The organism is Enterobacter cloacae complex sp. P47BA (assembly GCF_014930485.1).
Taxonomy (GTDB): domain Bacteria; phylum Pseudomonadota; class Gammaproteobacteria; order Enterobacterales; family Enterobacteriaceae; genus Enterobacter; species Enterobacter bugandensis.
The window spans coordinates 105,720-130,820 of the sequence record NZ_JADBRF010000006.1 but is presented as its reverse complement, the minus strand read 5'-3'; the positions used below and the strand labels follow the sequence as shown (position 1 = coordinate 130,820).

21 protein-coding genes and 1 pseudogene are annotated in these 25,101 nt (G+C 52.2%); all 22 read right to left on the bottom strand.

All coding sequences use genetic code 11. From position 1 onward, the window contains the following. Nucleotides 1–53 precede the first annotated feature (53 nt). The 22 genes and pseudogenes from IM299_RS08660 to tssH all read right to left on the bottom strand — a co-directional run bounded on the left by IM299_RS08660 (nucleotide 54) and on the right by tssH (nucleotide 25,087). A complete protein-coding gene (locus tag IM299_RS08660; protein WP_048957816.1) occupies nucleotides 54–530 on the bottom strand; it encodes a hypothetical protein in 477 nt (158 codons plus the stop codon). 167 nt (nucleotides 531–697) lie between these two features. Beyond that, entirely contained in the window at nucleotides 698–1,180 is a 483-nt protein-coding gene (locus IM299_RS08655; protein WP_193357334.1) for an SMI1/KNR4 family protein, read from the bottom strand. 66 nt (nucleotides 1,181–1,246) lie between these two features. Next, nucleotides 1,247–1,684 carry a tetratricopeptide repeat protein gene (locus IM299_RS08650; protein ID WP_052954166.1) on the bottom strand — a complete coding sequence of 146 codons (438 nt, stop codon included), beginning with the start codon at nucleotides 1,682–1,684 and terminating at the stop codon, nucleotides 1,247–1,249. A 102-nt stretch (nucleotides 1,685–1,786) separates the two neighbouring features. Beyond that, a complete protein-coding gene (locus IM299_RS08645) occupies nucleotides 1,787–2,350 on the bottom strand; it encodes a hypothetical protein (RefSeq protein ID WP_193357333.1) in 564 nt (187 codons plus the stop codon). A 204-nt stretch (nucleotides 2,351–2,554) separates the two neighbouring features. Next, a complete protein-coding gene (locus tag IM299_RS08640; RefSeq protein ID WP_227013064.1) occupies nucleotides 2,555–3,157 on the bottom strand; it encodes an Imm43 family immunity protein in 603 nt (200 codons plus the stop codon). Continuing rightward, on the bottom strand, nucleotides 3,157–3,480 hold the full coding sequence (locus tag IM299_RS22870; protein WP_075206242.1) for an AHH domain-containing protein: 324 nt from the start codon (nucleotides 3,478–3,480) through the stop codon (nucleotides 3,157–3,159). The genes IM299_RS08640 and IM299_RS22870 overlap by 1 nt, the downstream gene beginning before the upstream one ends. 26 nt (nucleotides 3,481–3,506) lie before the next feature. Further along, nucleotides 3,507–4,058 (bottom strand): annotated as a pseudogene (locus tag IM299_RS22865) (type IV secretion protein Rhs); the annotation flags it as partial. A gap of 154 nt (nucleotides 4,059–4,212) precedes the next feature. After that, nucleotides 4,213–4,569 carry an SMI1/KNR4 family protein gene (locus IM299_RS08630; protein ID WP_048957416.1) on the bottom strand — a complete coding sequence of 119 codons (357 nt, stop codon included), beginning with the start codon at nucleotides 4,567–4,569 and terminating at the stop codon, nucleotides 4,213–4,215. A 25-nt stretch (nucleotides 4,570–4,594) separates the two neighbouring features. Further along, nucleotides 4,595–9,010 carry an RHS repeat-associated core domain-containing protein gene (locus IM299_RS08625; protein WP_193357332.1) on the bottom strand — a complete coding sequence of 1,472 codons (4,416 nt, stop codon included), beginning with the start codon at nucleotides 9,008–9,010 and terminating at the stop codon, nucleotides 4,595–4,597. Between the two features lie 3 nt (nucleotides 9,011–9,013). Next, a complete protein-coding gene (locus IM299_RS08620; RefSeq protein ID WP_193357331.1) occupies nucleotides 9,014–9,454 on the bottom strand; it encodes a DcrB-related protein in 441 nt (146 codons plus the stop codon). A 73-nt stretch (nucleotides 9,455–9,527) separates the two neighbouring features. After that, complete coding sequence (locus tag IM299_RS08615) at nucleotides 9,528–10,604, bottom strand: hypothetical protein (RefSeq protein WP_193357330.1); 1,077 nt, start codon at nucleotides 10,602–10,604, stop codon at nucleotides 9,528–9,530. A 3-nt stretch (nucleotides 10,605–10,607) separates the two neighbouring features. Beyond that, nucleotides 10,608–11,081: a hypothetical protein gene (locus tag IM299_RS08610; RefSeq protein WP_227013063.1), complete on the bottom strand. Its 474-nt coding sequence runs from the start codon at nucleotides 11,079–11,081 to the stop codon at nucleotides 10,608–10,610. 156 nt (nucleotides 11,082–11,237) lie between these two features. Further along, a complete protein-coding gene (locus IM299_RS08605) occupies nucleotides 11,238–11,750 on the bottom strand; it encodes a hypothetical protein (protein ID WP_059355731.1) in 513 nt (170 codons plus the stop codon). After that, nucleotides 11,731–14,271, bottom strand: coding sequence for a type VI secretion system Vgr family protein (locus IM299_RS08600; protein ID WP_193357328.1), 2,541 nt, complete (start codon nucleotides 14,269–14,271; stop codon nucleotides 11,731–11,733). The genes IM299_RS08605 and IM299_RS08600 overlap by 20 nt, the downstream gene beginning before the upstream one ends. 59 nt (nucleotides 14,272–14,330) lie before the next feature. Then, nucleotides 14,331–14,768 carry a hypothetical protein gene (locus IM299_RS08595; RefSeq protein WP_227013062.1) on the bottom strand — a complete coding sequence of 146 codons (438 nt, stop codon included), beginning with the start codon at nucleotides 14,766–14,768 and terminating at the stop codon, nucleotides 14,331–14,333. Nucleotides 14,769–15,132: 364 nt separating this feature from the next. Next, complete coding sequence (tri1, locus tag IM299_RS08590) at nucleotides 15,133–16,203, bottom strand: ADP-ribosylarginine hydrolase Tri1 (protein WP_193357326.1); 1,071 nt, start codon at nucleotides 16,201–16,203, stop codon at nucleotides 15,133–15,135. Then, on the bottom strand, nucleotides 16,200–17,534 hold the full coding sequence (locus tag IM299_RS08585) for a PAAR domain-containing protein (RefSeq protein WP_193357325.1): 1,335 nt from the start codon (nucleotides 17,532–17,534) through the stop codon (nucleotides 16,200–16,202). Before IM299_RS08585 ends, tri1 begins: the two co-directional genes overlap by 4 nt. A gap of 2 nt (nucleotides 17,535–17,536) precedes the next feature. Then, nucleotides 17,537–18,331, bottom strand: coding sequence for a DcrB-related protein (locus tag IM299_RS08580; RefSeq protein WP_193357324.1), 795 nt, complete (start codon nucleotides 18,329–18,331; stop codon nucleotides 17,537–17,539). A gap of 11 nt (nucleotides 18,332–18,342) precedes the next feature. Further along, on the bottom strand, nucleotides 18,343–20,271 hold the full coding sequence (locus IM299_RS08575; RefSeq protein ID WP_193357323.1) for a type VI secretion system Vgr family protein: 1,929 nt from the start codon (nucleotides 20,269–20,271) through the stop codon (nucleotides 18,343–18,345). A gap of 64 nt (nucleotides 20,272–20,335) precedes the next feature. After that, nucleotides 20,336–20,836, bottom strand: coding sequence for a hypothetical protein (locus tag IM299_RS08570; protein WP_193357322.1), 501 nt, complete (start codon nucleotides 20,834–20,836; stop codon nucleotides 20,336–20,338). Nucleotides 20,837–21,025: 189 nt separating this feature from the next. Next, the gene (locus tag IM299_RS08565; RefSeq protein ID WP_193357321.1) at nucleotides 21,026–22,447 is read right to left on the bottom strand and encodes a serine/threonine-protein kinase; all 1,422 of its coding nucleotides are present in this window, start codon (nucleotides 22,445–22,447) and stop codon (nucleotides 21,026–21,028) included. A gap of 24 nt (nucleotides 22,448–22,471) precedes the next feature. Further along, nucleotides 22,472–25,087: a type VI secretion system ATPase TssH gene (tssH, locus tag IM299_RS08560; RefSeq protein WP_193357320.1), complete on the bottom strand. Its 2,616-nt coding sequence runs from the start codon at nucleotides 25,085–25,087 to the stop codon at nucleotides 22,472–22,474. Nucleotides 25,088–25,101 lie beyond the last annotated feature (14 nt).

Below are 25,101 nucleotides of genomic sequence, written 5' to 3'. Positions count from 1 at the left end.
TTGTTATGAATGAAAAAACCCACGCTTAGAGTGGATTTTTCATTGCGGGTAATCTAACAATAAATAACCAGTTTTCCCGCTGGCCAAGTACCTGAACATCCACAGGGCATATGCCCAGCTTCATGAACACTAATTAATCCGTCAAAAAAGAATGGCTCTTGTAGTAGAGAACTATACGCATCTTCAAGCAAGAAATTCACAAGGTCCCATTTTAAGTTCTCAGTCACTGTACCTTTCTCAGACTCAGGGAAGGTGATTTTTGGGATAATATCATTCTCCACAACTTTCTTAGCATCTTTGACCAAAGAGTTCCAGTATTGATATTTGTTAGTGTGTTTTTTTGCAAGATAACCCGTTATTTCATTTACAGCCTCCAGGGTGGCACTTTCCCATTTATCGCTTTTCAAGCCTTTTATAAATAAGCTAAGGGACTGAGCCTGGATAACCCCAGAGAGTGTCGTCGCCACACCTAGATTAACAAACCAATTAATTTTATTTAATCTGTCTATTGCTAACTGGGATAATTTCATTTTTTAACCTGATTTATTTTTCTTGGGAACTCTAGGTGTGTTCATACCGTCAAGCGCGCCATGCTGCTTTCAAATAAAACTCTATGATTTGCCATAGAGCTTTATTAAAATAATCTCAAAACAACAGCATTCGCATTAAATTAATCGCTTAAATTTTTAAAGCTTTCTTAAGAAAGATCTTCTTCTGTTACTAATCCGTTAACAAAATTGGAAAATGAATTTGTCAGATATCTTTGAAGTTTTGTGTAATTCTCTTGCAGAGTCAAATCCTCGTCAAAAGAATCTGTAGCAAAGTATACAATTGAGTTATTATTTAAATCCAGACAGAAGAAATTCCCTCCCCAATCATTTGCGAAGGGAAGCAGGTTTTTAGGAATCACTTCCCTATCCAACATATTGATATAGCAACCATCAATTAAAGATCTGGGGTCATCATTTGTCTGACAATTATAAACAAACGGTTTAAACCCTGCCACCTCTACTGGCTCAAAATCTTCATCATCGTCCCACCAACTTTTCTCAGGAGTGCCACCATTAAATTGCAGATAATGTGAAACGAAATCATCCGGAAGAGTAATAGATAATTCCTCTTCAATTTTAGTAATATCTGCACGTCCAATCTTTTTTTCACAGTTTATGATATTATTCATGAGTATGTGGCTTAAGATACAACACGCTTATTCTAGTTGACTAAGTAACGTATAACAGCGAGGCCTTCATGTTCTTTTGCATAAATAAAACTCAAAATATTTTTTAGGTCTATCCTGAAATGCACGCTCTTTGCCGTAGTTATAAGCATCGTTAAAATATTTATACGCTTCCTCGAATTGATTCAACTCATAACAGACCATGCCGAGATCGATTAAGGGTGCAGTGTCTATATCCGATCCACGTATCCGTAATGTCGTCTCTCCCCATTTCTTTGCCTCAGCGTAATCCGCGAGATCAAAATATGCGCTGTATATGCAGGCAGCGATCCAGTTGGCGAGCTCCCATTCGTGCTTTGGCTCAGGAAGAGCTTGCCAGGCCTTTTGGTATTGATCTAAAGCCTCGGCGTATTTTTGATTGTCGTGAAACTCTATTCCTTTTTCAACAAGAGATGTAACTCTTTTTTCATCGAATTTATAGCATACGCTTTTCATATGTTTATTCATTATCCTCCGAAAAGAGACCTCCTTTCCTATATAAAAGGTATATCAGCGATAAATACCTTAAGAAGCAAGGAGGTCTCTAAAAGAGTGAGTTTTGATTGTTAACTAACCCAAAAAGAAATATTTAAAACCTTCTGCCTCAACATCCTTAAGCTTGCTTTTTAGCATTAACTCGATATCTTCCAGAAAGTCCTCTCTGAAATTAAAATCATCATCTGTAGCATCACCATCATATTTACTTTGTTCTATCTCAATAGCAGAACAAAAAGCATCCAAAAAGTCGGCTAACGAATTGGAAATAATGAAATTTCTTTTTTGAATACTACCATAAACAGGAGATGTGATATTTTGGGTATCACAAAAAAGAACATCTCCATTTCGTTCAGCAAAGATTATATATTCATCGCGCCAGGTTGTATCATTTTGAACTCGCCAGCCTGATAACATTTCATTAAGCTCTTGGGGCTCAACAATCTGTATAAAGAAAGTACCATCAAATGTTGGGTGGTCATTTAAAATCAAATGGCTATAAAAAAAACGAATTTCACCATTTAAATTTACAGGAAAATAAGTTTCATTCTCATCGTCTGTATAGACTATCTCTCCCATATTTAAATCATTCATTTTGAATTTGTTAACAAAGTCTTGGATAGTATTTTTTATATGCATTATTCCTCTTTAAGAGTTAAGATTATTGGCTACTCTTAAAATTACTGTGATCCATAGTCGAATAATGTACCCATAATCCAAAGAGCTTCTCCGCGCCATTAGAAAAGAAAAACCAAGAATCAATAATGGCACGACACCATTCAATATTAAGGTAGTTTATTGCCCTTTCTTTTACGATTTGAGTCTATTTCGTAGAAATAATCTTCACAGAAAACGTCTAAAGCATTTTCCAGTGGAACAAGTTTCACCCCCCCGGAAGCCTTTACTTTCTATAACTTCCTTGACTTCTTGTTTAACAATGATAAAACCACCTAACAATGTGTCATTCAACGAAATTATATCATATTCCAGCGCATCATCCTTGAACTCAATTTTAAAAGGTATGATATCTCCGAACTTATCCTCTTCAAGAATAGATTTACCCTCATCTATTACATCGCCACCTGGAAAATATACATATTTAAAATCATCCCGAAGAACTTGACCATTCCCAATCGAAACTGGTGTTATATCTCGGCCAAAAAAAACAGTGTGCTTATAATTTTCAAAAATTGAAAATAAAGACTTATCCATCAAGTGTCCAAAGTCTTTTTTATAATAGTCAAATTTCAAAGCCCCAACATTTTTATTGCACAACAAATAAATACGGTTTGGACATGCATCGTCTGCTATTCGATACGGGAAGGGAAATGCAGAGCCTTCTATTTCCCAGTTTCCATTGATCTGTAATCTTTCATCAACCATGCCCTGTAAATTTCTTGGCATGAGTGATGACTCGAAGTCATTCATGATCAAATAATAGGACATTAACTCATTCTCCTGCATTTTGTTGTGGGAGCATGTCCCATCCAAATTATATTCTTCATATCAATCTGGATCCGCCTTATAGCTATCCTCGCCCCTTTAGCATCCAATCTTCCAGAATTATATCGTTGCTCAACACGAGCAATGCGCTGACGGACAATGTCACTATAGTTATGATGATTACTGCTATGGAAAACATCCATACCTTTCCCTGCATCTTGTTTCATCGCTGATGCGCTACCTAGAACATGAATACCATTAAACGCAGAATTCATGTCTTTTCCGATGCCAACAATATTGAAGAATGATTGGTCCTCTTTCCACACCTCAACGGGTATAACATGGTGAGCAGAATTCGCTCCGGCGTGCCGTTCGGCTGGCAGTGGAACCAGAAAATCTCCAGGGCATCAACGCCGTCAATACGCGCCAGCGGATCGTAGCTGTCCTGATCGCTGTAGACGTAGGTCAACGGCACATCTCCGTGCACTTCCTGCAGCAGGCGGAACCCTTCCCAGACAAACCGCGTGGTGACCGGTTTACCGGTTGGCTGGCCGCCCAGCATCTGCTGGTGCGTTTTGCTGATGCGCCGACCGAGCGGATCGTAGCGGAAGCTGACCTGCGTCTGCGGCTTGTTGCGATCCTGCAGCTGGCTGATGACTTCCGTCAGGCGATGTTCGCCGTCGTAGCGGTAGTGCCAGCGGGTCTGGCCGTTATCCTTCTCCACGGTACGGCCGTGTATGTCATACTGCCAGCGAATGCCGTTCAGCTGCGTCAGGCGGTTGTGCGTGACCTTCTCAGCAGAGCCTTCAAGCGGGTTACCGGCAGCATCCCAGCGCCACTGCTCCTGGCCGGGCAGCGTGCCGTCCTGAACGAGCAGACGCCCGGCGCTGTCGTACTGCCAGCGGCGCAGCGCTGGGGGCGGGAGGTAAAGATTACACCATTAAAAATTGCGATGTGTTGAACTTCTTTTTTATGTGTGATTTGTTTTGAAAGAAAAAATCCACGATTTGGCGTGGATTCTCCAACATACTGAACTAGAAATTTGATAAATATAAAAGTTATAGCATAAATATGCTATTACTTTCTTTATCCATGTCTAGGCTTCCTAACGCTCCAAGATCTAAAGAATAAATCTCATCAGTACCTTTTCGCAAATTCAAAAAATACCCTAGGTCACCATCTTGACCAACCAATAAAAAGTCAGGCACAACCTCTTGAATTGTGTATGTATTATTTCTCTCAAGTAAATCAAAACAATTGAAAACATAAAGCTGGTCACCATTCGCTCGTTGAATTTCATAAGAATCACTATCCTTGACGTTCTCAATCATAAAACGCTTATAATCAGAAGGTAAAGAAGTGTGCATGAGCTTTTCAATTTCATTTAACTGATCAATAAAATCCTGTTTTTTCATTTCGGCTTACCTATAAATGAACAAGTTATATATCAAAATAAACATTACTACTATTAGACTCTCTCAATTGGTCAAAATATTTATACGAGTCACTAATTGATTTCCTTGCCTGCTGCTTTGGAACACCTGCATCAATCATTTCTTTGTAACTGATATGAAACTCTTGTTTCAACGTTGTATCCCAACCTCCCGGCAAAGCTCTGCGAGTTCGTTGAGCAGAACTTATATTAGCATGTGGACTGCCTGATGCGGATTTAAGTAACGTAGCAGGTGCAGTATTTCTCTGGTAACCGTTTATTCTTTTCTTAGCCCAAGCATCTTGTATTGGGTGGTGACTTTGTACAAACCCATCATTTTTACTATTTGTGTGGCCCGACGCCCTGTTTACACCAGGTGAAAGATTACCATGTGGATCAACATCACCAGTTTTATATCCGTTCGGTGCTTTACATCTCGACAACCCCCACGGATCCACCCACCCCAGCGCATTCGGCGCATACTGGTAAAGGTTTATCCCCCCCGCCAGCCCTATCGGGTCCTGCTGCGTAAACCGTCCGCAGTCCGGGTCGTAATACCGGAACAGATTGTAGTGCAGCCCTGTCTCACGATCCAGGTATTGCCCCTGCATACGCAGGTTCTGGGAATATCCTGATACCTGCGTCTCGCTTTCCCGTAGCAGTTTGCCCCAGGCGCTGTTGACCCCTTCCCAGCGCACCTGCCCTTCGATATCCGTCATCCGCTCCGGCGTGCCGTTGGGCTGGCAGTGGAACCAGAAGATCTCCGGCGCTTCCACGCCATCAATACGCGCCAGCGGGTCGTAGCTGTCCTGATCGCTATAAACGTAGGTCAGCGGCACATCCCCGTGCACCTCCTGCAGCAGACGGAACCCTTCCCAGACAAACCGGGTTGTGACCGGCTTGCCGGCTGGCTGTCCGCCCAGCATCTGGCGTCGCGTTTTGCTAATGCGTCGCCCGAGCGGATCGTAGCGGAAGCTGACCTGCGTTTGCGGCCTGTTGCGGTCCCGCGGCTGGCTGATGACTTCCGTCAGGCGATGCTCGCCATCGTAGCGGTAGTACCAGCGAGTCTGGCCGTTATCCTTCTCCACGGTACGGCCGTGGATGTCATAGCGCCAGCGAATGCCGTTCAGCTGCGTCAGGCGGTTGTGCGTGACCTTCTCAGCAGTTCCTTCGATCGGATTTCCCGCCGCATCCCAGCGCCACTGCTCCTGGCCAGGCAGCGTGCCGTCCTGAACGAGCAGACGCCCGGCGCTGTCGTACTGCCAGCGGTACCAGCTGAACGGATTATCGTCCCGCTCTTCGCGAACCAGGTTATTACGGTAATCGTAATCCCAGCGGCGGGACCAGCGGCGCGGCGACGGGCGCTGGGCGTTGCCGGTAAAGACGTCCCGCCGATGCAGTCGGCCAAGACGATCGTATTCGCTGCGGGTGGTCAGCAGCCCCTGGGTGCGGCTGGTCTCCCGGTGGAGTTCGTCGCGGGTAAAGTCGGAGACCGACAGCTTATCGAGCACAATGCTGAGCAGATGCCCGCTGCCGTAGTAGAACTGCTTCAGCTCGCGGCCATCGGGCAGCGTGACGGAGGTGCGGTTGCCCAGCGCGTCATACTCCCACGCCAGCTCGCCGTGCTCGCCCGCTTCGCGCGTCACGCGACCAAGCGCGTCATACTCAAAGGCAAGTTCCTGCTCTGCCTCGGTGGTCCACGCGTCGGCTGAAAGCGCAGGATGCAGACCAATCCGGCTTAATAGCCCGGACGGCGTGTAATGGTAGCGGGTCTGCCCTTCCGGCGTGGTGCGGGCGACCAGCTGGCCGCTCGCGCTCCAGGCGAAGGCGTGGGTGATGGCCTCCGGATGTCCGGCGGCAAAGGTGCGCGCTATCGTACGCCCGCAGGCATCGTAGCGATACTGCGAGGCCACGCCATCGAGCCCCACCTCTTCCAGCAGCAGCGAATCTGGTCCCCAGCGGAACAGATACGCTTCGCCGTTTTCGTTTTCCAGGGCAATCAGACGCCCGCGGCTGTCCCAGCGCCGGCGCACCTCTTCACCCTGCGTATTACGGGTGGCGGTTAAGCGCCCCGCCTCGTCGTATCTGAACTCACTTTCTTTCCCGTCGGCGCCCGCATGCTTCACCGGCAGACCGCGTTCGTTCCATTTGAGAGACTCTGTCCACCCTTCCGCGCGGTCGAGCTGCACCGGACGCCCCGCGGCGTCGTAGCGGTAGCGAGTCTCTTCACCGTCGGCGGCTGTCTCAGCCACCAGCCAGCCCAGAGGATGATAGCGATAGCGGGTAATACGCCCGGAACAGTCCGTCGAACGCACAACCTGCCCGGCCTCGTTGTACTCCTGGTAGCGGCTGTTTCCGGCGGCATCGACCTCTTCAACGACCTGGCCGAACTCGTCCCGGCGCAGCAGCGTCGTCTGCCCCATCGGGTCTACCACGCGCTTGAGCCCGTGATGTTCGTCGTACCAGAACCGGGTGGCGCTGCCGTCGGCTTCGATAATGGCCGCGGGAAGCGCGCGGTGCTCCAGCCAGGTGGTGGTGCGGGTATTGCCGTCGGCATCGGTCTCCTGAACCCGGTTGCCCATTTCGTCGTAGACGAAGGTGACGGCATTGCCGAGCGGATCGATACGGCGCGTCAGAAGCTCGTTATCGTCCCACTCGTAGCGCCAGTTTTCACCGCGCTCGTCGACGTAGCGCACAATCAGATTCTGTGCGTTCCAGTAGTGGCGTCGCGTCTGGCCGTCGTAGTGCTCGACGGTCGTCAGCCCCGCGTCTAAATCGTAGCTAAAGCGGCAGCCATCGCCGGTGCTGGTGCGGTTTTCCACCACGCGCCAGTGGTCGAATTTTTGCCAGCGGTATTCGCTCTCCAGCCCCCCCGGCAAGCGGTGCCAGACCATCAGGCCGTGGTCGTTGTAACGGTATTCACGCGTCACCACGCCGGAGGCATCCGTCGCGCTCGCCAGCTGGCCGCGCGCATCGTAGCCCCACTGCATCAGCGGCCAGGTTTGGTTGCCGTCGAAATGGCTGGCTGCGGTAACGCGCTGCGGGAAACGTTCATCCTCATAGCGCAGGGTGACGTCTATCGCCCGCGGCTCGTCGTGAAGACCAACCAGCCTGCCGTGCTCGTCCCACGCCGTCAGCAGCGCGTTGCCGTATTCGTCGCTGAGGGAGGCCAGACGCAGGATAGAAGGATTCGCGCGGGTCGGTTTGTACAGACGCCACACCGCGCCGTCATCGTCAGCAATCGCCACGTCGCCGCTCTCATTGCGGCGGATAATGATGCCTTCGCTGATGCTGTAAAACGCCCGGTCGACCGGCGGCAGCTCGAAGCTCAGCTCGCGCCCGGTTTCATCGAACCAGGTCGCATTGTTATCTTCCAGCGTCAGATAGCTGTCAAAGGTTGTAGCCCAGCCCAGACCGAACAGCCCTTCGCGGGTGGTCAGGCTGTTATAGCTGCGCTGCCAGCGCAGCGGAAAGCGCCCCGGCAGCGAGAAATCGAGCTCGTCGTCGTCATTCAGCACCTTCACGCCGGTGGCGGCGTGAACCGGGTGCGAGGAGCCAAACACGGCATTCACCGCCATATCCGCCAGCATCCCACCGCCTGCCGCCGCCAGCGCGCAGGGCATGTTTTTCAGGATCTTGCCCGGACGCCCGCGCAGCAGGGAGAGCGCAATCATCCCCAGCGCCAGACCCGGCGTTTTACCGCTTTTGATATCGCGGACCGTGAGCGTGTCCCCGCCGATGATTACGTTAGGAGAGACATCGTCGGAAACGGTGCCTTCGCAGGTGGTGCGATCTTTCGCGCGCACCGCAGGCTGGCCGTTGATGAAAACGCTTTTGGAGCCTTCCGCCAGATACTGCGGCCCGGAGTGTTTTTCACACGCCACCTTGTCTTCTTCCAGCGGCGAAGTTCCCGCAGCGGCAGAGGCCACGCTCGGCTGCCACATTTCGCTGCCAAACTGTCCGGCGGCGGAAAGCAGCATGCCCGCGTAATCGGCAAAGCTGCCCGGCGACTGTGGCTCAGGGGGCGGGGTATCGGCGGGCGTGAGCGTGCCTGCCGCGCGCGCGGCAGGGATTGCGTTGGTCAGAACGTTATTCGAACCGGTGGTGATTTTGCCCGCAGGCGACGGCGGGAAAAGCGCATTGCCTAGCCCCTCAGCGGCGTTGCTAATATCGTCGGTGATCCCCGCCACGTTCGCCAGCACACCACCGATAATTCCGCTTAACAGACAGCTGGATCCAATCGCCGCCACGCCCGCGGCGGCGGCTCCGGCACCGAGGAGTGGCGCGGCCGCCGTAGCCGCCAGCCCTACCGCCGCGCCAATCACCGCATAGGCGGCACCTTCCGCCACAATGCTGGTGATGTCAGCAAAAATGCTGGAGTGAATAATCTCGTCGCCCTTACGGGCCGCGTTGTTATCGCTCATGCCTTACACATTCCGGTTGTCGTTTAGCGTCAGACTCAGCTTAAGCGCGCTCCAGCGCACCTCGTCCTCTTCGGTAAAGGCTCTGAGTGCCGAGAGGGTAAAAATCATCAATACCGGTTTGCCCGGCGTCTGCACAGCCAGCTGTTTTTGCCACAGACGCTGCCCGTTGCGGTCAAAAGTGGTCTCGACTTCCAGTCCGCTAATTTTTCCATCTGGCCCTGCTTTCACCTGCTGGAACTCACTCTGGGCAATCTCACCCATCTGAGGACGCAGCACATCCCACTGGCGGTGAAACTCTTGTTCGTAGTCGCTGCCATCGGGAATCACGCCGCGGCTGACCACCACGGACAGCCCGCTTTCGTCATCGCGAATGATGTTCATGCTGTTATCCTGCCAGGCAGCAGGAAAAAGGGAAAATGAACCTTCCTGGAGGGTGTATTTCATAAGTGAACTCGGGATGATTAATATTGAGAGAAACAAAAGAGGCCAATCCATGCTGGCCTTTTGGCTGGCTTTTTTATTTAAGCCACTGACCTGACTGTTCGACTAAAACATGGCTGCCTTTGCTGACAACCAATTTCACGGGTGCATACGTCACGGTATAAGCGATCTCGCCATTCTTATACGTTGAGCCGATTATTTTACCTGCGGAGTCGTGTAACGTTTTACCCCTTAAGGAGATCGTACTGTTATCGCTTTTGCGCACGCCGAGATAAACCATCTCGTCACATTTGCTCTCAAAATGGCCGCATTTGTTTATCAGCGAAATAGCGAATTTATCGGTGTCCAGTTTTCTGGTTTCCGCGTTTTGAACCGAAGCGGCTTTACGTAACGTATATCGCAGCGGGGCATAGTAATTTCCTTTTTGAGGAGGAGTAACTAAACGCCATTCCATTTCACGCCCCTTTATTTCCAGAACAGCCCGTCCACCTACGCCGCCAAACGATGAGTTGAACTCAACGTTGGCACGATTGCCAGCGATCGTACCGCTAAGATTTTGCTCATCATCTTCCGGGCAATCTATGCGGTTTCCTCTCTGGGAGATATAGCAATAAGAGCCGGTGATCCGGTTGTCTGATTCAGCTAACCGCAGGGTTAACGTCGAGTCGTTCTTGAATTCGCCAGCCCACTCCCCGTCAAATACGAGTTTTGATTGGCCGAACATTGCAAAATGCATCGCATTAAATCTGGCGGCCCACTGCTGAATATCGGCATGAATAACCGGGCTATTGTCAGATGACTGGTAATGAATAACGTCCGACGTCGGAACCACCCAGGCTGCAAAGATTTTGCCGTCAGGATTGATGACCAGCGCGGATGCATTCTCCTGATAGAGATCTTTTAACCAGCCTTCAACAAACAATCCACCACCTGTGGTGGTATGCGGTTCACCGAAGACATCAAAGTTATCAATAAAGGTCTGGTAATGATTTCCCAGCGTTTTCCTGAGATTGTCAGTCACTTCGCTGTCGTTAACGATGTGACTGACCGTATCGAGCTTGTTGTATTGAGATAATTCAAGCGCCGTTGTGGTTTCAATGGGGCCTGTCAATAAAGCGGTGGACAATACGACTGCCAGATATTTTTTGGCCATAATTCACTCTGAAGTACCATTTTCGTAATTCATTGTTATTTTTACAACCTTACTGTCTTTAAGCTCAAAAGAGAGCAATTTCTTTCCCAATTCATAGGAAACCCACTGCTCCCCGGAATCATTTTCGACCTGACCACTGCCGTAAGCTTTATTAAGTTCATTTATTGTTGAACCAATATGGATCCCGCGAACTGTTTTGCCATCCGGAGCAGTTAACGTAATCTGCGCCACAATATAATAGTCAACACTTCGCTCGGTTTTATCCCACCAGAGATTGGAACTGAATATTTTTAACCCAGTCTTCTGATGCTGGTAGAATTTATAGTTCGTTCCGTCAAAAGGAACTTCACCGACAAAACTACCTTCCACAGAAACTGCAATTTCACGCGCAACCTCAGGAGTCCATCTCTCACCCAGTGCCACAATCTGGTCGTTTAACTGCAGAGAAAAATCATCTTTAGCCAGAATGCGCGACATAGTCTGAGCCACTACTTCATAACTGCTCAGAAAGGTAGACATGAGTGTAAAAAAAAGAGAGACAGAAAGGCGTTTTTTCACGTTAATCGTCATTTGCTGGATAAGTATTGTGCTACTCACTACTTTAAAAAGCAGTGAGTAATGAAATAAACATTTTTAGTCAGCGCTAATAGCGACCCCACCCAAGCAGTCAGGTTTTTTTACCGTGAAACTGAAGCTTATTTTTTGTCCATTCATATCCTTTGGCGCTGTATAACTGGTCACTTCGTTCTCCGAACGGCCTCGTGGATAATCAGTTAACGTCAGTTGCGGATAATGTTTTTTAACAGTGTCGAGAGTGATGCACTGGCCGGACGGTGAAAAATTCAGTAACGGTGCCATCCCGTCACTTTCTTTACTTAAACGTAAATCAATTGCAGTAATGTTCGTTCCATCCGCCAGTTTGATATCGTCGGCATTGTAGAAATTGATATATTCATTTTGTTTCGTTAGCTTGAATGACAACGGAGCGTTATCCAGACTGTTAACGGACAATGTTTTGAGTGATGCGCTCATTTCTGCAATGAACTGCCAAAGATCCTGTTTCTGCATGTTACCTCCTGCCATTCCCGTCGTTAATAAAGCCGCAAGCACCGCACCCGTTTTTAGACTATGGATAATTTTTATCATACCAACCGCCATAATAATCTTCGTAATATTGCCCTGTGGTAGACGTTTGTTCGCCTTTGCCAAAGATACGGCCTATCTGCGTACGCGCTTCACTTTCCTTTATAGCCCCACGTTCGAGAGAATCATAGATACGATTATATTGTGTCTGATTTGCCGGATTGCCTGCAATACCTATATCCCCACCCTTGTTGGCTATGATTTCGCGTTGGACCCGGATATTGTTCAACGTTGCAGCGCCTTCATCACTGAGTGTGCTGTTGAGATAGGCGTCGCGCGAAGAAAAATCAATGTTGGGTTCATATAAAGCGTGACCACTTTCATGTGACAGAGACTGAACGACTGCATTCGGGTTACCGAGCTCATTTTTATCAACGGTAATAACGCGCTTTTGACGATTGGCAAACGTCCCCTTGCCTGCTTCACCTTCTTCAAATGTCCAGCCTCGTTTCTTTAACGTCGCTATGTCATTTTTCATCGTCGGTGATTTATCGACAAGACTATCTACATCCTTTCCATATCCGCTTGAAGGAACATTGGATGCTGGAGGCGTAGCGTTTTTAGAGGTTTCGGCAGGTGCGCTGGCAGCCACACCAGCCTTACTCTCCTTTCCCGGCGTAAATTTCGCCTGCACCGCCGCATCAATATCCCCTTTATGCCCTGATCCCGGCGCCGTTGTGCCCGGCTTGGTGCCAGAGGTATTCAGATGCAACTTACCGCCCGTGGTGATATACCCATCCCCTTCGACAAAGAAGTTAAACTCTTTGCCGATGAGGTTAATCTTGCCGTTCGCGTTGAGTTCAATGGCGCTTTCACCTGAGACCAACCGCAGCTTCGTCCCGGAAGCAATGACGTATTGCTCCACCGCCGCATCCAGCTTGCCTTTCCCCGTCAGGATCTCGGTGCCACCTTTCACAGCCTGTGTCTGGTTCGCTTCCACGCGATGCAGTTCATTTTTCTTCACATAATGGCTGCGCTCGCCACCGACGCTGTGCGTTTCATCATTTTTAATACTGGTGTCCATGTTGCGCTCGGCCTGGATCCACACCTGCTCTGCACCCGCTTTATCCTCAAACCGCAGGGCGTTGGCGTTGTCCACGGAACCGTCTTTCGTGCGGCTCATAAAGCCCATCTGCGTCGCCGCCGCCGGCAGCGCCCACGGCGGCATGCTCGCGTCGTTGTACACGCGCCCGGTAATGATCGGACGGTCCGGGTCGCCGTTGATAAAGTCCACCACCACCTCATCGCCGACGCGCGGGATCTGCACCCCGCCGTAGCCCTGGCCCGCCCACGCGCTCGACACGCGCACCCAGCAGGAGCTGGTGTCATCGCCCTTCGCCAGACGGTCCCAGTGGAACTTCACCTTCACGCGGCCGTATTTGTCCGTCCAGATACTCTCGCCCTGCGGCCCCACCACTTTCGCCGTCTGCGGGCCGTAGGTGCGCGGCCACGCCGTGGTCTGCGCCGGACGGTAGGCCACCGACGCAGGAATGACCGTGAAATCGGTCCGGTGAATGGTCTCCCCCTCGCCGCTGGCGTAGCGGTTCTCTTCGAGGTGGTAACCCGCCGCCGTGACCAGATACTCACCGTTGTCGCTGAAGAACGGCGCGTTGGTTAACGTGAAGGTGTGCCCTGGCGCTATCCCCGCCGCCGTGGCGGTGGCCTGAATCTGCTGATGCTCCACCTGCCAGCGCTCCTGACGGATACGGGCATAGAACTCCCCGTGACCTTTGTCCACAAAGCGCCCCGGCCAGTCGTACACGTCGATGCTGCCCGGCTTCGGCGACGCCGGGTTCTGCTGGGCCTGGAACAGCCACGCGTTCGGCTTGCGGAAGTCATAGTCGTCGAGGCTGTAAATCCCCGGCGTCACGCTGTCCTCCAGCGCCCACTGGCTGATACCCTCTTCATCCGTACTGCCGCCGGACGGCGTCTGGTGGTAAGGAATGACCTCATAGCCGCTGAACGGCTGATGCTGCGTGGCGGCGTCAGTCAGCACCAGGGTGTGCTTGTCCGCCTCATGGCGGAAGTGATAGGCAATCCCCTCCAGCTCCATCAGGCGGCTGATGAAGTCCAGGCTCGACTCCTGATACTGCACGCAGTAGTCCCACACCCGGTAGCTGCCGGTGAGTTTATCCTCAACGTTGACCTGATGCTCACCCAGCAGGGTTTTCACAATCTGCGGCACCGTCTGCCCCTGGAAAATACGCAGGTTGCGGTCGCGCTTCATCGGCCACAGGTCCGGCTCCACCGTCAGCTGGTACACCGCATAGCGCGTGCCCGTCAGCTCAACGGCGCTGACCGCCACCCGGGTAATCTTGCCGTTAATATAGCGGGAGGTCAGCAGGCTCTGCGTCGGGATGGTCACGGTGACCGGCTGGCCCAGCAGCTTACTGCGGTCAATGCGCGCGTCCGTGCCGAGCACGGTCAGCGTCAGCGCGAACGACTCGGACATCGCCTCGCGGCCCGTCAGTTTCCAGAACAGAAGCCCCTCCACCGGGAGCTGAACGGTAATTCGGTTGAGCATAATCTTTATTCCACTATGGACTAATCTCGGTGTTCATTGAGATATTTTTTCAATCGTGCTTATTTAAGCCATAAACCTGAAAACATAAGGACGCTACCCAGGGAAACTACGCTTTTAGCAACGATAAGTAAGCCAGGCGCAACGACGCGTATTATAGACGATATTGCTTCATAATTTTCAGCATTGTATTTTTTGTGCCCTCCTGTAATCCCGGAAAAGATCGTGCAGAGCAGCACAACGGTAACTTTTAGTCCCCATACGCACAGGAAAGACATGGAAAAGATAATCGAATAGTGTTTCGCCGTTGCGACGGAGAATAATGACATTGACTGAGCGAGCCATTTCAACGTAAAACCAATAACAACCGTAGCCACTAACACCAGAACGAACATCAACCCAGCAAGGAACCATTGTTTTTTACTGAATAAGTCTTTTCCATTCCAGATAAGCGCTAGTGTCCAAATCATAAAGAGAATAAAGAAAAGCCATTGAATCATAACGTACCACATTTATACATGTTGTTCTCCAGGCATTGTCGTGTCGTCATCTCACTTCGCATCACACTCCTTTTCCAAACCAAATACCATAAAACAACAAGATACAGCTTAACGCGGCGATAGATTTTGCTACCAGGCGTAATATTGGCCCGAACCGCTGATTGACTATATCAGTGACGCCATTAATTCAACCCAACTCAATATAATTTTCTTTATCCACAAACCATGGTCACCACATCTTCTCTTTTCGAAGAATGTGTATTGTCCAATTTTTGACACGCCGGGACGCTTTTAACTAACAAACCATTAGGGACAGACAAAGAAAGAGGCACGGTACAATACCCGTGCCATATGACTAATATAATTATAAGAAATTATCCTCTGGAGCTCTATCGAACAGTTCACCTGCCATTTTGGCGATACGTTCGCGCTGTACGAGTTTGTTTTTCCACTCCTGCGGAATAGCGGAATAACCATACAATGCCCCCGCTATTTGTCCCGCCGTCGCTGCAACGCTGTCAGCATCATCGGCAAGGTTAGCTGCCAGTAGAATGGCATCACGGAAATTATTCGTATTCCATACGGACCACATCGCGGCCTCAAGCGTATCAATAACGTAACCACTTGAACGAATCTGGTCGCGAGTTTTTTGCTTATACTCACCCGCGTTTATGATCATTACACGCGCGCACAGTGGGAAAACATGAGGCGAAAAAGCTTCTTCTTTTTGATAACCGTTGATTAAATAGTGCAATACCAATCCGAGAAATTGGCATGCGTTAATTGATTCTACCGCGCCATGCGTTGCTCGACTCTGAGCCTGTGATTCGAAGTAAATCGCACGCAGCGATTTTCGACGAAAGATAGACACAGGTGCTTGACGAATAACCCCAGCATTACCAGCAGTGTGTTTCTCTGTATTACCATACCAGGAAGGTCCGACACGCATATACTGTTCAAGCGCGAATCGCGTCGTATTCCCGATATCGAAGCACCGACCATTACTGCTATTATCTCCGTCAAGATACCATTTCAGGAGATATTTTCTAAGCACATCGGTGTGCATTCTGTTTTCTGAAAGATAAGTCTCTGCCAGACATAATGCCATGGACGTATCATCTGTCCATTCACCAGGTTTTAATTGAAAAGGCCCGCCACCAATCATATCTGCTACATGTTCACTGTCTCTTTTCTTAAACTCAAGAGTGGTGCCGACGGCGTCCCCAACAGCCAATCCCACAAACGCCCCAAGCGCTTTATCACGTGAAACATCTTCAGTCGTAATTAAAGGTAAAGTTGCATCCCAGGCTTGTGAAGAACTCAAATCATCAATACTGTTGCTCCTTATTGCCTTACGAACATTAACTGGCATGTATGTATGATAGCGATCAGCATAATGATTGATTACTGAGTCTTCGGAATGAAGGTCGATCATGGTATTTCCTTTAATTCTATATTCGTTATCCCAAGTTCATCTGACCTGCTGATAACCTCAAACGATGTATTCGGCTTAAACAGCACTTCAGTCTCTGTTGCATTGAACTCTGAAAGGAAGTCAATTTTCCTACCGGAAAAACCTTCAATACGCATTTGGATAGGACCGCTGAAGCCTCGATTAACATCAGTACTAAGAAAGGCGGGATCGATAACTGTTTTGCCCGGAGTATATCCTTCCAATATGTGCGAAGGTAGGCTGTTCATCCCGCGGTATGTCTCGCCACTAAAAGTAGGAAGCTGGTCTAAGCCATCATTTATATGTTGAGTAAATGCTTCCATTTCTTTAGTCATTGGTTTCATACCTCGTAACGCTGGGTTTACCATTTGGTAGCCTGGATCGGTAGTATAACCATACAATGCACCTACTTGCTCATCACTGAGTAAAGCAGACAGAGCAGGATCTCGATTATCCGCCAATTCTCTGCCACGAGTAATCCATTTTTCGGCTCGTTGTTTCCCCACGGCTTCGCTTAAGCTCATCCTTGGCGAAGCTGAAGCTGTAACAGGTTCCGCACTAACGCGCGGCATTGATTTACCAGCCCGCCACGCATCAAACCGTGCCCCGCCTTTCATGCCAGCCCCGCCGCCGATAACGGAGCCGATCAGCATCCCCCATTTCTGACCGTCGCTACCTTCGCCACACAGCATTCCACCCGCGTAGCCACCAATAGTCCCACCGCCCATCGCACCGAGGGTACTCAGAAGTGCGATTGCCGGACTGGCCAGCACCGCCATGGCTCCGGCACCAACGGCGAGCATCGTCCAGTTCACCCATTCCGGGATTTCAGGACTTATTTCATCGGTCTGAACCTTGCTTCCACCGATAATAACATTTCGCGATCCCTGGCTAATCTCAGCGCTGCATGTCAGCTTATCGCCAGTGCGAGAGGCGGGAAAGTTGTTGATGTAAACTTTTATCGAACCTTCGGCAACCCGTTGCAGACTACCGCTGTGTTCGTCACACTCTCCGGCTGACAGATGAGCGCGGATAGCCTTTCGGCTGTTGATAAAGACATTGGGTGAACCTTCTTTTAGCGTACCGGTAGTATGGCGTGGAGCCCATGACATACTGCCGAGGAGCTCACCCAACCCACCCGCAGCGCATGCCCCAGCCGCAACGGCAGAAACAGCAACCAACGCGGTTCCTCCAGTGACGACAACGGCAGCTGCGCCCAGAATGGCCCCGCCCACCAATCCTGCAATCATCCAGCCTTTTGAGGCTGTATGTGCAATCTCATCATCTACGCGAGCAGCCTGACATTCGGACATGGCTATTCGGCTCGCTGTGCCATCAGATACTTACGGATCCGGTCGGCTGTATCAAGCGGGTCAGAACCAGACACCTGGCGGCATACGGAAAGCTGTGAAAGTAGGTGATGTGATTTGTCTGCGAAAGTCGTCCACAGTGCGTAACGAAGGGGTTGGCTCCCCGGAACGGGTGCAATACTGAGTGGTTTGCCACGCTTTTCAAAAAGCAAATACTGCCCCTCTTTCGCCCGCTGAAGCGAAAGGTGTCCATACAGTTCCTGAATGTTTTCAAAGACACTCAATTCCTTACTCTCACTATCAAGCGCAAAAAATGGCCCCTGGCTGTCGGCAGCGAGCATTTCTTGGGTTTCAGTCTGAGCCGGTTTGTGGAACTTAATACTGCGGATAATTTCCTGATATTGATTATGATAATAATCGCTAAACTCGCCCGGGCAAGTACCGATATAACACACCATCTTTTGGCCGCCAGGATGGTCACCGAGCAAAATAACGGTCTGCCTCTGGAAAATGATCGCATTATCATTTTTGAACTGATAAAAAAGCTCAACCGCCGGGAGACCATCAACAGAGGTCATCTGCGAGGATTCGAGACGAAAGTCGGGCACCGTAATTTCCAGTTCACGTACCAAACGGGTTGCCGCATCATGGACTTTATCTTCGTTTTTAGCACTCGCACGAGAAACAACAAAAGTAAACTCGCTGGCTCCGTTATCACTCAGGGTAAATAAATTCATGGTTCTGTCTTTAAACACATCAGGTAAGGCGAGGGATGCTTCCTGAAGAATATATTCAGCCATTCGGGTTACTCTTATTTATTGCCATTAATAACAAAAAAACTATCCACTTCCTGCTGGATTTCCCCCTGAAGGGATGCGCCAGGCGGATCAATGACGTTTTGTCCATCATCAGGGTTCAGGTGCAATTCGCCGGAAAGCGTATTAATTTGCGCATTCTGTTTCGCAGTAAAGTTAAAATTATTACCAATGATATGAACACTACCGTCTTTTGAAAGCTCGATGGCGCTTTCACCACATTCCAGTCTCAGCGAATTTCCTGCGGAAAGGATATAATTATTAACGACTTTATCGTTCCGACTGTTCCCCGTCAGACATACCACATCGCCTTTAATCCCTGATTTCTGGTTTTTCGCTACCCGTAAGGTTTCATCTTCGCCAACAAACTGTGTACGATTTTTTTCAGTAGAATGTGACTCGTCGTTTTTGACGTTAATATCCAGATTCCGCTCGGCCTGGATCCACACCTGCTCCGCGCCCGCCTTGTCCTCAAAGCGCAGGGCGTTGGCATTGTCCACGGAACCGTCTTTGGTGCGGCTCATAAAGCCCATCTGCGTCGCCGCAGCCGGCAGCGCCCACGGCGGCATGCTCGCGTCGTTGTACACGCGCCCGGTAATAATCGGACGGTCCGGGTCGCCGTTGATAAAGTCCACCACTACCTCATCGCCCACGCGCGGGATCTGCACCCCGCCGTAGCCCTGGCCCGCCCACGCGCTCGACACGCGCACCCAGCAGGAGCTGGTGTCATCGCCTTTCGCCAGACGGTCCCAGTGGAACTTCACCTTCACGCGGCCGTATTTGTCCGTCCAGATACTTTCCCCCTTCGGCCCCACCACTTTCGCCGTCTGCGGGCCGTAGGTGCGCGGCCACGCCGTGGCCTGCGCCGGACGGTACACCACCGCCGACGGGATGACCGTGAAATCGGTGCGGTGAATGGTCTCCCCCTCGCCGCTGGCATAGCGGTTCTCTTCGAGGTGGTAACCCGCGGCAGTGACCAGATACTCGCCGTTGTCGCTGAAGAACGGCGCGTTGGTTAAGGTGAAGGTGTGCCCGGGCGCAATCCCCGCCGCCGTCGCGGTGGCCTGAATCTGCTGATGCTCCACCTGCCAGCGCTCCTGACGGATACGGGCATAAAACTCCCCGTGCCCCTTGTCCACAAAGCGCCCCGGCCAGTCGTACACGTCAATGCTGCCCGGCGTCGGCGACGCCGGGTTCTGCTGGGCCTGGAACAGCCACGCGTTCGGCTTGCGGAAATCATAGTCGTCGAGGCTGTAAATACCCGGCGTCACGCTGTCCTCCAGCGCCCACTGGCTGATACCCTCTTCATCCGTACTGCCGCCGGACGGCGTCTGGTGGTAAGGAATGACCTCATAGCCGCTGAACGGCTGATGCTGCGTGGCGGCGTCAGTCAGCACCAGGGTGTGCTTGTCCGCCTCATGGCGGAAGTGATAGGCAATCCCCTCCAGCTCCATCAGGCGGCTGATAAAGTCCAGGCTCGACTCCTGATACTGCACGCAGTAGTCCCACACCCGGTAGCTGCCGGTGAGCTTATCCTCAACGTTGACCTGATGCTCACCCAGCAGGGTTTTCACAATCTGCGGCACCGTCTGCCCCTGGAAGATACGCAGGTTACGGTCGCGCTTCATCGGCCACAGGTCCGGCTCCACCGTCAGCTGGTACACCGCATAGCGGGTGCCCGTCAGCTCAACGGCGCTCACCGCCACGCGGGTAATCTTGCCGTTAATATAGCGGGAGGTCAGCAGGCTCTGCGTCGGGATGGTCACCGTGACCGGCTGGCCCAGCAGCTTACTGCGGTCAATGCGCGCGTCCGTGCCGAGCACGGTCAGCGTCAGCGCGAACGACTCGGACATGGCCTCGCGGCCCGTCAGTTTCCAGAACAGAAGCCCCTCCACCGGGAGCTGAACGGTAATTCGGTTGAGCATAATCTTTATTCCATTTAGCTTATGCGATGCAAAAAAGCGGGTCGCATCTCTGATAAAGCATCATTCAAGAAAGGGGCTTTTCCCGCTCGTTCATCCAAAAAACAAGAGAGTAGATTTTCAGTGACTCTGATGTGACAAATAACCCTACATTCAACCAGACGTTTGAAATTCCAAACACGCTTACTAAAAGAGGGACAAATGAGACTGAACATCTGAATGAAATCAAACGAAATAATTCCTGAGCAAGAGCAAATTTGACTGCACCGTTCTTTCGTTTGAAGAATAACCAGGCCGAAGTAAACAAAGAGAGTAGTAAAAGTAAGTCAAGCACAAAAAAAAGCATGACCAAAATGCTGAAACCATCACCTGCAAAATAATTCAACGAAGCACTAAATGCTTTTGCGTCAGAAAGAAATGGGATTCTGTTGTGGCGTACTGAATTCGCGCAATAAAGTAAAATTGCGAGAAGATCCATACTTCCCCAGAAATACCCTGATTTACTCTTTAAATAAGCAACATTTTGTTTATGCACGTAATTAACACTGACAAAAATGGAATTCCGCATCTTCGCTTCAGCTAACTCCCCGGGGTCGGAGATTAATGGGCCTGTCGTTTTTCACTGACGGTGGTCAATTAAGACCACCGCTACTGAGCCAACTGAGCTTTCAATCCTAAAGCGATTTTGTACATAAAGAGAAGAGACGATCTTCGAACACCTTTGGAATAAGTCTCTGGCCTTGAAGATCGTGCATTACTAAGGATTCACCAGCCAGGTGCCCGGCTTGCTGATATCCAGCGTCTGGCTGCGCGTTCTCCCGTTGCCCTGCAGTTCAATCTTCGTCTCACCCGCTGGCAGCTTGAGCGAGGCATAGCCGTTGGTCGCCGGACGCAGCGCTTTTGGTTCACCGTTCACTTTAAGCGTTTCACCGTCCTGGATACGGATATAAACCAGCGCGACCGGGCTGGCATCGGCAGGTGGTGGCGTCTGTTGCGCCGTCGCTGGCTCGCTCACCGTCGCCGTTTCTGGCTTCACCTCTGGCGCGTTCGCGGCAGTTTCTGTCGGACGCGTCTCTGACGGAGCCTGGGCAGTCTGCTCAGGCGCATCATTCCCACCGCTGAACAGCATCGCCCCGGCGACAACGCCCACCAGCACGCCCGCGGCAACCATGCCCGGGATCTTATAGCGACGCCAGTCGAGCACCGAAGCTGGCTTCTCTTCCTCAACAGGAACCAGCATGGTGCCGGTCTTTTTGGCGGTGAGCACGTCGTTGATCCCGGCGACCGGCATCTCAATCAGCGCCGCGAATTCGTCGATAGACTGCGGACGGTCCTCCATGTGCAGCGCCAGCGCGCGGTCGATGGCCTGCAGCAGCGGGATGGAGTAGCCCTGCGGCATGATTTCCACCAGCGGCTTACAGGTGTCCTGGATGGAGCGCACCACGCTGACCGGCGGCGGAGAACCCACAATCAGGGTACGCAGCACCGCGCCGAGGGCGTAAATATCCGTCCACGGCCCCTGCTCGCTCTCGTTGTCGTCGGTGTACTGCTCAATCGGCGCAAAGCCGGGGCGCAGCATGGTTTCCGTTTCGTCGGAAAGGTTACCGATGGTGCGGCGCGCGGAGCCGAAATCGAGCAGCACCGGCAGGCCGTTATCCTGGATCTGAATATTATCCAGAGAGATATCACGGTGCAGATAGCCTTCGTCGTGGATGGTCTTGATCGCCCCGAACAGCATCGGCAGCGTGCGGCGGATCCAGGCCTCGTTGATCAGCTCCGGCTTTTCTTCGCGCAGACGTGAAAGCGTGGTGCCGCTGTAAAACAGCGTCCCCATGTAGGCCGTGTCGTTTTGCACCCAGAAACGCAGGACGTGCAGCAGGTTTGGGTGGTTAAAACGCGCCAGCAGACGCGCTTCCTGAATAAAGCTGTTCAGGCCCGCGGAAAATGCTTTGCCAAAGCGCTCGCTGCGCAGCACCAGGGTCATGTCGTCGCCGCGCACGGCGAGCGAGGAAGGCATAAATTCTTTGATAGCGATAGTGCGTTCGAGCTGGTGATCCCACGCGCGATAGACAATGCCAAAACCGCCGCCGCCGATCACCTCTTTGATTTCAAACTCGTTGAAGCGGTACCCGACCGGGAGCGCGTTTGGGACAGTCCGATTGTTATCATTATCCGTCATCTTTTACAGTTCTCTTGATGATTATTACGCGGCAAACTGACAGTGAAACTCGCCCTGCTCGCAGGTGACATGCAGGCGTCGGTACTGCTCGTCGCTGCGGCTGGCGGTAAGTAAGATCTGGCTCATCTGAGGCAGCAGGGTGTTAGTCAGGATAGCATCTACCATGCGGCCGCCGGACTCCACCTCGGTGCAGCGCTGAACAATCTGTTCCACCACGCTGTCGTCAAACTCAGAAATAATGCTGTGATTCTCTTCCAGACGACGCTTAATGCGCTTGAGCTGCAGGCGCACAATCTGCCCGAGCATCTCGTCGCTGAGCGGGTAGTACGGCACCACCAGCAGGCGGCCCAGCAGCGCCGGCGGGAATACTTCCAGCAGCGGCTGGCGCAGCGCGCTGCTTAACGCGTCAGGCTCCGGCATCAGCTCCGGATCGGCGCACATGGCGCTTATCAGCTCGGTACCCACGTTGGACGTCAGAATGATAATGGTGTTACGGAAATCAATGTGGCGCCCCTCGCCGTCCTCCATCCAGCCTTTGTCGAAGACCTGGAAGAAGATCTCATGGACGTCCGGGTGCGCTTTTTCAATTTCGTCCAGCAGCACCACGCTGTAGGGGCGACGGCGCACGGCCTCGGTTAACACGCCGCCTTCACCATACCCTACGTATCCCGGAGGCGCACCTTTTAAGGTGGAAACGGTGTGCGCTTCCTGGAACTCGCTCATGTTGATGGTGATGACGTTCTGCTCGCCGCCGTACAGGGATTCCGCCAGCGCCAGCGCGGTTTCGGTTTTCCCGACGCCGGACGGGCCGCACAGCATAAAGACGCCCACCGGTTTGTTCGGATCGTCGAGCTTCGCCCGCGAGGTTTTCACGCGGCGGGCAATGAGATCCAGCCCGTGACGCTGGCCGATAACGCGCTGGTTCAGCGTATCGGCAAGGTTCAGCACCGCGTCGATCTCGTTTTTCACCATCCGGCCCAGCGGGATCCCGGTCCAGTCAGAGACGACTGCGGCGACCACGTTTTCATCTACCGCCGCAAACAGCAGCGGCTCGTCACCCTGTAAGGCGTTCAGCGCCTGCTGCTGCTCCGCCAGCTGGCTGCGCAGCTCGGCGGTCTCTTCCTCGCCCGCCGCAAACAGCGCGGCGCGCAGGCGGATAATCTCCTGCACCAGGCCGCGCTCGTCTTCCCAGCGCCGGGCCAGGGCTTCGCGTTTTGTTTCATACGCGTCGCGCTCTGTGATTAATGCCGTTACGCGCTCTGCGTCACCGGCGCCGACGCGCGCTTCGCGTTCAGCAATTTCAATTTCCACGTCCAGCGCGGCAAGATGGCGCAGGCAGTCTTCCAGCTGCGCCGGCGGCGCGCTCTGGCTGACCGCCACGCGGGCACAGGCGGTATCGAGCAGGGCTACGGCTTTGTCCGGCAGCTGACGCGCCGGAATGTAGCGATGGGACAGCTTCACCGCCGCGCTGACCGCTTCGTCGAGCAGCAGGACCTGGTGGTGCGTCTCCAGCGGCGACACGGTACTGCGCAGCATCAGAATGGCTTTCGCTTCATCCGGCTCGTGAACCTGCACCGTCTGGAAACGACGGGTCAGCGCCGGGTCTTTTTCAATGTACTTTTTGTATTCCGCCCAGGTGGTGGCGCCGATGGTGCGCAGCTGACCGCGCGCCAGGGCCGGCTTCAGCAGGTTCGCCGCATCGCCGGTTCCCTGCTGGCCGCCTGCACCAATCAGAGTGTGGATCTCATCGATAAACAGAATAATCGGCGTGGCGCTGGACTGGACTTCGTTAATGAGCGCCTGCAGACGGGCTTCAAACTCACCTTTCATGCCCGCGCCTGCCTGCAGCATGCCGATATCCAGCAGCCACAGCTGAATGTTCTGCAGCGGCTCCGGCACGTCGCCGTCGGCGATACGCAGCGCCAGCCCTTCAACGACTGCTGTTTTGCCGACCCCGGCCTCCCCGGTCAGCAGCGGGTTGTTCTGGCGGCGGCGCATCAGGATATCCACCATCTGGCGGATCTCCTCGTCGCGCCCGACAACCGGATCAATCTTCCCGTCGCGGGCCCGGGCGGTCAGGTCCTGGCCGTACTGGGCCAGCGTTCCCTGAGCCGCCGGGACCGCACCCGCCGGTGCATCGACGGCGGCAGCAGCCTGCTGCGTCTCTTTGCTGTCGGCGCAAATAGCGTCGAACTGCTCGATCAGCACTTCGACGTTAAGACGGGTGAACTGCGACGAGATGCTTTTCAGCACGTTGGCCAGATTCCAGGTCTTGAGGATGCCGATCAGCAAATGGCCACCGCGAATGCGGCTGACGCCAAACTTCAGCGAGCCGAAGACCCAGGCGCGCTCCACGGCGCTGTCGATATGTTCGGAGAGATCGGAAACGGAACTTGCGCCGCGCGGCAGAGCGTCCAGCGCCGCCACGATATCGCGCGTTAGCTGCTGTTCGTCGAGGGCAAAGTGGCGGATGACCTGCTGCAGATCGCCATCCTGCTGCTGCATCAGCTGATGCAGCCAGTGCACCAGCTCAACGTAGGGGTTGCCGCGCAGCTTGCAGAAGGCAGTCGCGCTTTCCAGAGAGGTAAATAACAGCGTATCCAGTTTGCCGAAAAGCACGGCACGGCTAATTTCTGACATGTTCGGTTCCGTTG